The sequence below is a fragment of the Actinoplanes sp. NPDC023801 genome (assembly GCF_040639655.1).
Taxonomy (GTDB): Bacteria; Actinomycetota; Actinomycetes; order Mycobacteriales; family Micromonosporaceae; genus Actinoplanes.
The window spans coordinates 1-7394 of the sequence record NZ_JBFAAI010000069.1; the positions used below are offsets into that span (position 1 = coordinate 1).

The 7394-nt window shown below is 69.6% G+C and carries 7 protein-coding genes; 5 read left to right on the forward strand and 2 right to left on the reverse strand.

Annotation, left to right across the window (positions count from 1 at the left end; all coding sequences use genetic code 11):
• Positions 1-79 precede the first annotated feature (79 nt).
• Positions 80-1264, forward strand: coding sequence for a hypothetical protein (locus tag AB0G04_RS43990; RefSeq protein WP_360996655.1), 1185 nt, complete (start codon positions 80-82; stop codon positions 1262-1264).
• Between the two features lie 135 nt (positions 1265-1399).
• Entirely contained in the window at positions 1400-2404 is a 1005-nt protein-coding gene (locus tag AB0G04_RS43995; protein WP_360996658.1) for a hypothetical protein, read from the forward strand.
• A gap of 23 nt (positions 2405-2427) precedes the next feature.
• Here the strand turns inward: AB0G04_RS43995 and AB0G04_RS44000 are convergent, their stop codons facing one another.
• Positions 2428-3048, reverse strand: a complete 621-nt coding sequence (locus AB0G04_RS44000) for a hypothetical protein (RefSeq protein ID WP_360996661.1) — start codon at positions 3046-3048, stop codon at positions 2428-2430.
• 201 nt (positions 3049-3249) lie between these two features.
• Here AB0G04_RS44000 and AB0G04_RS44005 point away from each other — a divergent pair, with 201 nt between their 5' ends.
• Together AB0G04_RS44005 and AB0G04_RS44010 are read left to right on the forward strand one after the other, a co-directional pair.
• On the forward strand, positions 3250-3774 hold the full coding sequence (locus tag AB0G04_RS44005; RefSeq protein WP_360996664.1) for a hypothetical protein: 525 nt from the start codon (positions 3250-3252) through the stop codon (positions 3772-3774).
• 110 nt (positions 3775-3884) lie between these two features.
• Positions 3885-4637, forward strand: a complete 753-nt coding sequence (locus AB0G04_RS44010; RefSeq protein ID WP_360996667.1) for a hypothetical protein — start codon at positions 3885-3887, stop codon at positions 4635-4637.
• 167 nt (positions 4638-4804) lie between these two features.
• On the opposite strand, the gene AB0G04_RS44015 is transcribed toward AB0G04_RS44010, so the two are convergent.
• Positions 4805-5482, reverse strand: coding sequence for a hypothetical protein (locus AB0G04_RS44015; RefSeq protein ID WP_360996669.1), 678 nt, complete (start codon positions 5480-5482; stop codon positions 4805-4807).
• Between the two features lie 583 nt (positions 5483-6065).
• On the opposite strand from AB0G04_RS44015, the gene AB0G04_RS44020 reads away from it, so the two are divergent.
• Positions 6066-7118, forward strand: coding sequence for a hypothetical protein (locus tag AB0G04_RS44020; RefSeq protein WP_360996672.1), 1053 nt, complete (start codon positions 6066-6068; stop codon positions 7116-7118).
• The last annotated feature ends 276 nt before the right edge of the window (positions 7119-7394 follow it).

Below are 7394 nucleotides of genomic sequence, written 5' to 3' on the forward strand. Positions count from 1 at the left end.
AAGACGGCCTGTCCCCCACATAGGTGAAACTTTTTAGGATGCCGACCGGCGCTGGTGGGACCGTGATCGTGTCTGTCACGTGCGGACAACAACGATGGCGCTGATCGGGCCACTGACGATGCTGGCGGCGATGATGGCCGGGCCGGCCGCGGCGGAGCCATCTGACCACTCCGCGGCCCCCTTGACCGCCGGCGGCTCGCACACGTGCGGGCTGGCCCCCGACGCCAAAGCCTACTGCTGGGGCTATGGCGGTTACGGTCAGCTGGGCAACGGCGGGACTTCGGACCGGGCGCATCCGGTGGCGGTGGACGCTCCTGCCGGAGCGGCCTTCACTCACCTCACCGCGGGAGGCAACCACACGTGCGGGCTGGCCCGCGACGGCAAGGCCTACTGCTGGGGACAGGGCGACAAGGGCCGGTTGGGCGACAGCGGCGTCGCGGACCAGGTGAGACCGGTAGCGGTGCACGTCCCCACCGGGGTGGCCTTCACCCAGCTCACCGCCGGTGACGACCACACCTGCGGGCTGGCCCGCGACGGCAAGGCCTACTGCTGGGGACGAGGCGACTACGGTCGGCTGGGCAACAACGGCGTCGCGGACCAGTCGAAACCGGTAGCGGTGCACGCCCCCACCGGGGTGGCCTTCACCCAGCTCACCGCCGGAGGTCACCACACATGCGGGGTGGCCCGCGACGGCAAGGCGTACTGCTGGGGACGAGGCGCTTACGGTCTTCTGGGCATCGACAACGTCGTCGCGTACCGCTCGACGCCGGTGGCGGTGCACGCCCCCGCCGGGATGGTCTTCGTTCACCTCACCGCCGGCGACGCGCACACGTGCGGGCTGGGCAACGACACCAAGACCTACTGCTGGGGTGAGGGTGCTTCCGGCGCCTTGGGCGACGGCGGCACCGCGAACCGGTTGAAGCCGGTGGCGGTGGACGTCCCCGCGGGGGTGACCTTCACTCGCCTCGCCGCCGGCGAGGCGCACACGTGTGGGCTGGGCGGCGACGCCAGGACGTATTGCTGGGGCGACGGCTACCACGGCAGGTTGGGCAACAGCAGCGACGCGATCCAGTCGAGGCCGGTGGCGGTGGACGCCCCCGCGGGGGTGACCTTCACTCGCCTCGCCGCCGGCGACGCGCACACGTGCGCGCTGGGCGACGACACCAAGACCTACTGCTGGGGCTTCGGCTACCACGGCAGGTTGGGCAACAGCAGCGTCGCGAACCAGTCGACGCCGGTGGCGGTGGACACCCCGGCCGGCTGATCTGCCGCCCGATCCGGCGGTGTCCGGGCTTCCGCGGATGAGCTCGGCACTCACCTAGGTGAAATCCGCTCGGACAAGGTTGCGGGTTCCGCGGGCTGTGATCGTGTCTGTCGTGTGCTGACTACCACCATGGCGATGGCCGTGACAGTGACGATGCTGGCGGCGGTGACCCCCGGACCGGCTGTGGCGCGGCAACCGGACGGGCCCGCTGCCCGGCTGGCTGCCGGCGGCTCCCACACCTGCGCGCTGGACGGCAACGGCAGGATCTCCTGCTGGGGTCAGGGCGGTTTCGGTCAGTTGGGCAACAGCAGTGACGCGGACCGGTCGAGGCCGGTGGCGGTGAACGCCCCCGCCGGGGAGACCTTCACCCACCTCGCCGCCGGCGGCAACCACACGTGCGGGCTGGCCAGGAACACCGGCGTCTACTGCTGGGGCAGCGGCAGACACGGCGCTCTGGGCTACGGCGGCGTCGTGAACCAGACGCGTCCGGTCACGGTGAACGCCCCCGCCGGGGTGACCCTCACTCAGCTCACCGCCGGCGGCGACCACACCTGCGGGCTCGGCAGCGACACCAGAACGTACTGCTGGGGCAACGGTGAATACGGCCAGCTCGGCAACGCCGACCTCGTGGAGCAGTTGACTCCCGGGGCGGTGAGCGCCCCGGCCGGGGTGACCTTGACCCACCTCGCCGCCGGCGACGACCACATGTGCGGGCTCGGCAGCGACACCGGGACCTACTGCTGGGGCAACGGCGTCTACGGTCAGCTGGGCAACGGCGGCGAGGTGAACCAGTTGCGTCCGGTCGCGGTCGACGCCCCCGCCGGGGTGATATTCACCCAGCTCACCGCCGGCACGTTTCACACGTGCGGGATCAGCAGCGACACCTCGGTCTACTGCTGGGACGAGGGCCGATTCGGCGCCCTGGGCGACGGCGGCACCGTGGACCGGACACGTCCGGTGGCGGTGCGAACTCCCGCCGGGGTGACCCTCACTCAGCTCACCGCCGGCCGCAACCACACGTGCGGACTCGGCGGGGACGTCAAGGTCTACTGCTGGGGTGAAGGCAGATTCGGCGCCTTGGGCGACGGCGGTGGCACGGACCAGTCGACGACGCCGGTGGCGGTGATCGCGCCGGGATAGTGCGGTGACGCCGGGACGGGCCGCTATCCGGCCTGGGCGAGTCTCTTCGCCCCAGCGATGACGAACTCGACGAAGCGGGCGTCGTCGGCCTTGTCGCTCGCCCCCATCTCGAAGTGGGCGGCCAGGTCGCCGACGGCGACCGCGGCCATCAGGACGCGCTCCGGTGGAATCCGCTCGCCCTCATCGGTGATCCCGCCGTCGACGATGGTGACCATCGCGGCCGAGGCGTCCCCGAGCGCGGGAAGCGGCAGGCGGGAGTGATGATGTTCGTCCTCCATCATCGCGTCGGACCAGTCCGGGCACACGGTCGGCATGTCGGCGAGACTCTGGACGAACTCCTGGGCCGCCTGGCGGCCCGGGCCGCCGAGCTCGACGCGGATCACCATGTGGCCGGTTTCGAGGGTCCGCACCACCGTGGGCACGGGACGGTACTCGTCCAGCACCTCACCCTCGGTGCACGGGATGTAGTAGTCGAAATCCTTGGTGCTGGTCGTGTCCTGGCTGACGATGGATCCCGGCGGCAGATCACCGGCGGTGAGCATCTTCTTCCGGAGCTGCTCGGGGCCGGGCGGCCCGGCCCCGGCCGGCGCCCCCAGCACGGCGACCATGGCCGCGACGACCGGCAGAACGATGACTTTTCGCATTTCTCCGACGATAGGCGGCACCGTTCCGCACCGTCAGCCCTTCACGAAGACGGTTCCGCGAGGCCGTCGCGCCGCTCTCTCCCCTTCGGCGGTGCGGGCTCGTGCTGCCTGCCAGGAGACCGATTCAGGGCACTTTCATCTCTTTGATCCCTATACTGCGAGGGGTTCAGCCGAGGCACCATCGAACGGAAGCGAACCCTCATGCGCGCCCTCGCCGCCGCTCTCCTGACCACCACTCTCCTGAGCGTCGCCGACGCCGGCAGCGTCGCCGCGGCTTCCACGGCCAGAGCTGACTGGGTCACCAGAGGGGTGCAGCCGATCGGGCAGCCGATCGCGGTGGGCGCGGTGGTGGTCGGCTATCTGGTCCGGGACAGGCGCCTCTACGCCCGCGGCCTCCGGCCCGGAGACGGCACGGTGATCTGGGAGCGGGAGATCACCCCCAGCAGGCAGACGGCCGGCATCAAGATCCTGCCGTTCCGGGTCGGCGACAACGTGGCCTTCCTGGAACCACGGCCGGAGCGCGGGCCGCACTGGGCGAGGATGGTGATCGTCGACGCCGCCACCGGGCGGGTGGAGCAGAGTAGTCAGCCGGCGATCTTCCGCAGTGTGCCGGAGTCCTGTTTCGGTGACCGGGCGGCCTGCGCCATGGCGAACCTGCACACGGGGGGACCAGGCGCGGGTACCGGCTCGACGTCGCGACCGGCGCCTTCACACCGTACGACGTAGCCCTTCCGGCCGCCCGTTCGATCAGCGATTCAGGCCTGCACGATCTGGGCGGCCGCCCGGACGAGCGCATCGCCCTGATCCGGGACGGGGCGATCCGGTGACAACGGCCGGTGACGGACGCCTTCCCGGCCGGGTTCAGCACCGACAACGGCTGGACCTGGCAGCACTTCCCGGCGGATGGCGTGTTCGCGGGCTCGGTGTTCGGGCCGGTCAAGCGGACGGCCACCACCGTCGACATCGACCTGGGAGCACAGAGCGCGAGCGCCGGGCTCGACGAGCGCACCGGGGCGGTGTTGTGGCGGTCGCCCGGCACCATCATCGGCTGCGCCGAGAACATCCCGCTGCGTGCCGATCCGGTCCGGTGCCGGGTCCGGGGCCGGGGGCACTTCGTCGTCGAGCCCCCGGCCAGCACGTTCGAGGGCCTGGACGTGGCGCTGGAGGGGTTCGACCCGCGCACCGGGCAGACCCGCTGGTCGGTGCCGGCCGGCCGGTCCGAGCAGCTGGTCGGGCAACTGAGGCGGGCGGCGGTGGCCGGCGACCACACGGTCGTCGCCGAGCTGGTCGGCGGCAGCCGGATGATCGACCTGACCGACGGGACGGTCACCGTGCCCGCAGAGACCGCGGTGTTCTGGTGCCTGTCACAGGCCCGCTTCTTCTTCCGCGAGGGCCACACTCCCCAGGACTCCCACGAGCGGTTCGACCGGGTCGGCGGCAGCACCGCCACCGCCTGCGGCGCCGACGGAAAACCGGCCGGCTCGGGACAGCCCGCCCAGGGCGCGTCACGGGCCGTCGGCGCGGTCGCAAACGGCTACGCCGTGGTGGCGACACCGGACGGGTACCGGGGCATCGCGCTCGACGGCTGAGCGGAGACAGGGCCGGCGCGATGTGCGCCCGGACGTCGCCGACTGGTGCTGGGGCCTGCCGTTCATCGGATGTCGGCCACGGCCATGCCCGTGGTCATCAGCGGCACCTGTGCCACGATCCGCCCTTCAGGCGAGATCACGCTGGTGCCCCTCGGTTGATCTCGGGCTCAGGGCTGCGTCCAGAGCTGCGCGTGCAGTTCGGGGACCACGGTGTCGCCCTCGACCACCCTGGTGGGGAGAGCGACCACTCTGACGACCAGCACCCAGTCGTTTCCCTTGACGCAGTAGGTCTTGCCGGCCTGTACCGGAATGGCACGTGAGTCGTACGCGCTGACGGCACAGGAATGCGTCGCGCCGGTGGCCTCGGCGATCGTCGCGCCGGGCTCCACCGGATCCAGGTAGAAGACGGGCCGATCGTTCGGTTTGCAGCCGCCCTGGTAACTGGAGTGCCGGCATTCGATGGTCATGCCGTGATCGTCGTTGTCGGTATATGACCAGTTGTGGGGATCGAAATTCACCTGTGTCGGGCTGGCCGCGGGGTTGAGCACCGGGAACAACACCCCGGGGCGTCCCGCGGCGTAGCCGGGCAACGGGGTCCCGGCCGCCGGAGCCGGCGAAGAGGCGTCTGGACCCGATGACCCCGTCGACCCCACGGTCGGCGTGACCCGTGTCGCCGTGTCGCCGGTATCGACCTTGAAGTCGAAGAGGTCGCGGATCAACGCCAAGCCGCCGATCAGCAGGGCTCCGAGGCCCAGCCAGAGCGTGAGCTTGGCGGCGGTGCTGAGTTTCGCGTGCCACCTGACGACACGAGCCACCGCATTCCGTTCCTCGATGTCGGATTGCACCGAACAACCGTAACCAGGACGATCGGGCATCTAACGCCACGGTGTGCGCTTTGTCCGGGCCGACTCCGACCAGTACCCGATCGGCGTACGCGCCGCGCCGGATATGACCTGAACCACTCCCCGTTTTAGTTACGTTGAGGTAACTGGTCACTTTTAGTGACTATAGGTCGTCACCAGGAAGAAGCTTGGAACTATGATTTCGTTCGCGAGGACGGGAGCCAGATGTTCGTCACTTTCGGCGCCACCGCGCCTGCCGTTCCGGCGCGAATGTTCGTGGGAACCAGCGCCACTTGTTGACCATGGCAGGTGCGCCGTCATGGTCATTTAGTAACTCTGTGTAGGCGTTCGCCACGATGATGGATAGCGACTTGATGTGCACTTCGGGCCGAGATCAGTGCACTCGATCATTTCAAGTGATCATCTACCGGGCAGCTTTGGGGAGTGCCTACGTCAGCCGGTTAGCCCATTCCGCCTAGACGGCGCACAATCGACCCTCGTGACTGATCCAGCGGCCCGGTCGACGTCCCCGCCTTGGCTCTCCTGGCGGCTGCTCCTAGCGGTGCTCCTCGGTGCCGTCGCGAACATGGGCTACAACCTGCTCGCTGACGACCTCGGCTACCACGGCGTGGCCGTAACCGCTGCGCTCGGCGCTGTGTTAGTCGCTGCGCTGTGGCTGCGCTCCCTGCCCTCGCAGGCCCTCCTGCCGCGCTACGCCATCGGGGCGCTACTCACCGCGGCGCTGCTGGCCACCGGGATCGCCGCGCTAGCCCCCGCCTCCTGGGCCGGCTACCCGACCCTGGCCGCCGCCGGACTCCTCGCGGCCACGGTCCTTATCCCCGCCGACCACCGGACGTCTATCACCCTGCTGCTCGGCGCCGCGGGCATCGGTGTCGGACTGGCCAGCATTGGCGGTGGGGCGGCGATCATCGCCGACCGGCCGCATCCGCTCAATGCGGTGCCCGTCGGCGTCGATCAGTTCCTGGTCGGCGCGGCGTTCATCGGCGTCGGGCTGTTGTTCATCGGCAGTGGGGCGGCGCTTATCGCCAACCGGCCACATCTGAGTGGCGCGATGGCCATCAGCTTGGGGCTGGGATTCATGTGCGCCGGGGTGGCACTCGTCGCCGACGGACAGCACCTGGTCGGTGCGGTTTTCATTGGCGTCGGGCTGTTGTGCATCAGCGTGGGGGCGGCGATACCGGGCGACCGCCGGCACCTATTCGGCGTATCGTACATCAGCTTCGGGCTGGGACTGATAGCCGCCGGGGTGGCATTCATCGTTGACGGGCAGCACCTGTTCGGCACCGCAACGACTGGCTTCGGGCTCGCGTGCATCGGCCTCGGAGCGTCGACTATCTCCGGCCAGCAGCACGTGCGGGGCGTGGCGTACATCGGCGCCGGGCTCGCGTGCATCGGCATGGCAGCCACCCACATTGCCGGCGGACAGCACCTGTTCGGCGCGGCGAACATCGGTGGAGGGCTCGCGAGCATTGGCATCGGCGTGTGGAGGCTGGCGGAAGCCGAAGTGTGGAGGCGCCTGCGGGCGCGATGGGCACATCTGACCAGCGCGCCGGTCCCGCCTGCGGCCCCGCGTACCGGAGCACCATCGCAGCGGCCACCGGCAACACCGGACCACTGAAGCGAGGGAGCACGCCAGACAGACCGCCGAGGTTGTGATCCAGGCAGCCATCGGCGCCTGGGGAGCGCTTGGATCATCCTCATCTCGCAGACAACGCGCGCCCCGACTTGCCGTGCCCATCACCCGGCGTGAGCGGTGCTCCCGGCTCGGCGATAGGCAGATCCGGCGCACTCGACGGTGGTGCCCAAACTCGCGAACATCGAGATCGGTGAGATTTCACTGGTGCCCAAACTCAGCGACATCTGGCGCCGGAACTCGCGTACAAAACCAGAACTA

What these genes read in the sequence shown, in the direction of transcription:
- AB0G04_RS43995 (WP_360996658.1), top strand. Translation starts at nt 1,400, where the DNA reads ATGGCCGTGACAGTGACGATGCTGGCGGCGGTGACCCCCGGACCGGCT.
- AB0G04_RS44000 (WP_360996661.1), bottom strand. Translation starts at nt 3,048, where the DNA reads ATGCGAAAAGTCATCGTTCTGCCGGTCGTCGCGGCCATGGTCGCCGTG.
- AB0G04_RS44005 (WP_360996664.1), top strand. Translation starts at nt 3,250, where the DNA reads ATGCGCGCCCTCGCCGCCGCTCTCCTGACCACCACTCTCCTGAGCGTC.
- AB0G04_RS44020 (WP_360996672.1), top strand. Translation starts at nt 6,066, where the DNA reads ATGGGCTACAACCTGCTCGCTGACGACCTCGGCTACCACGGCGTGGCC.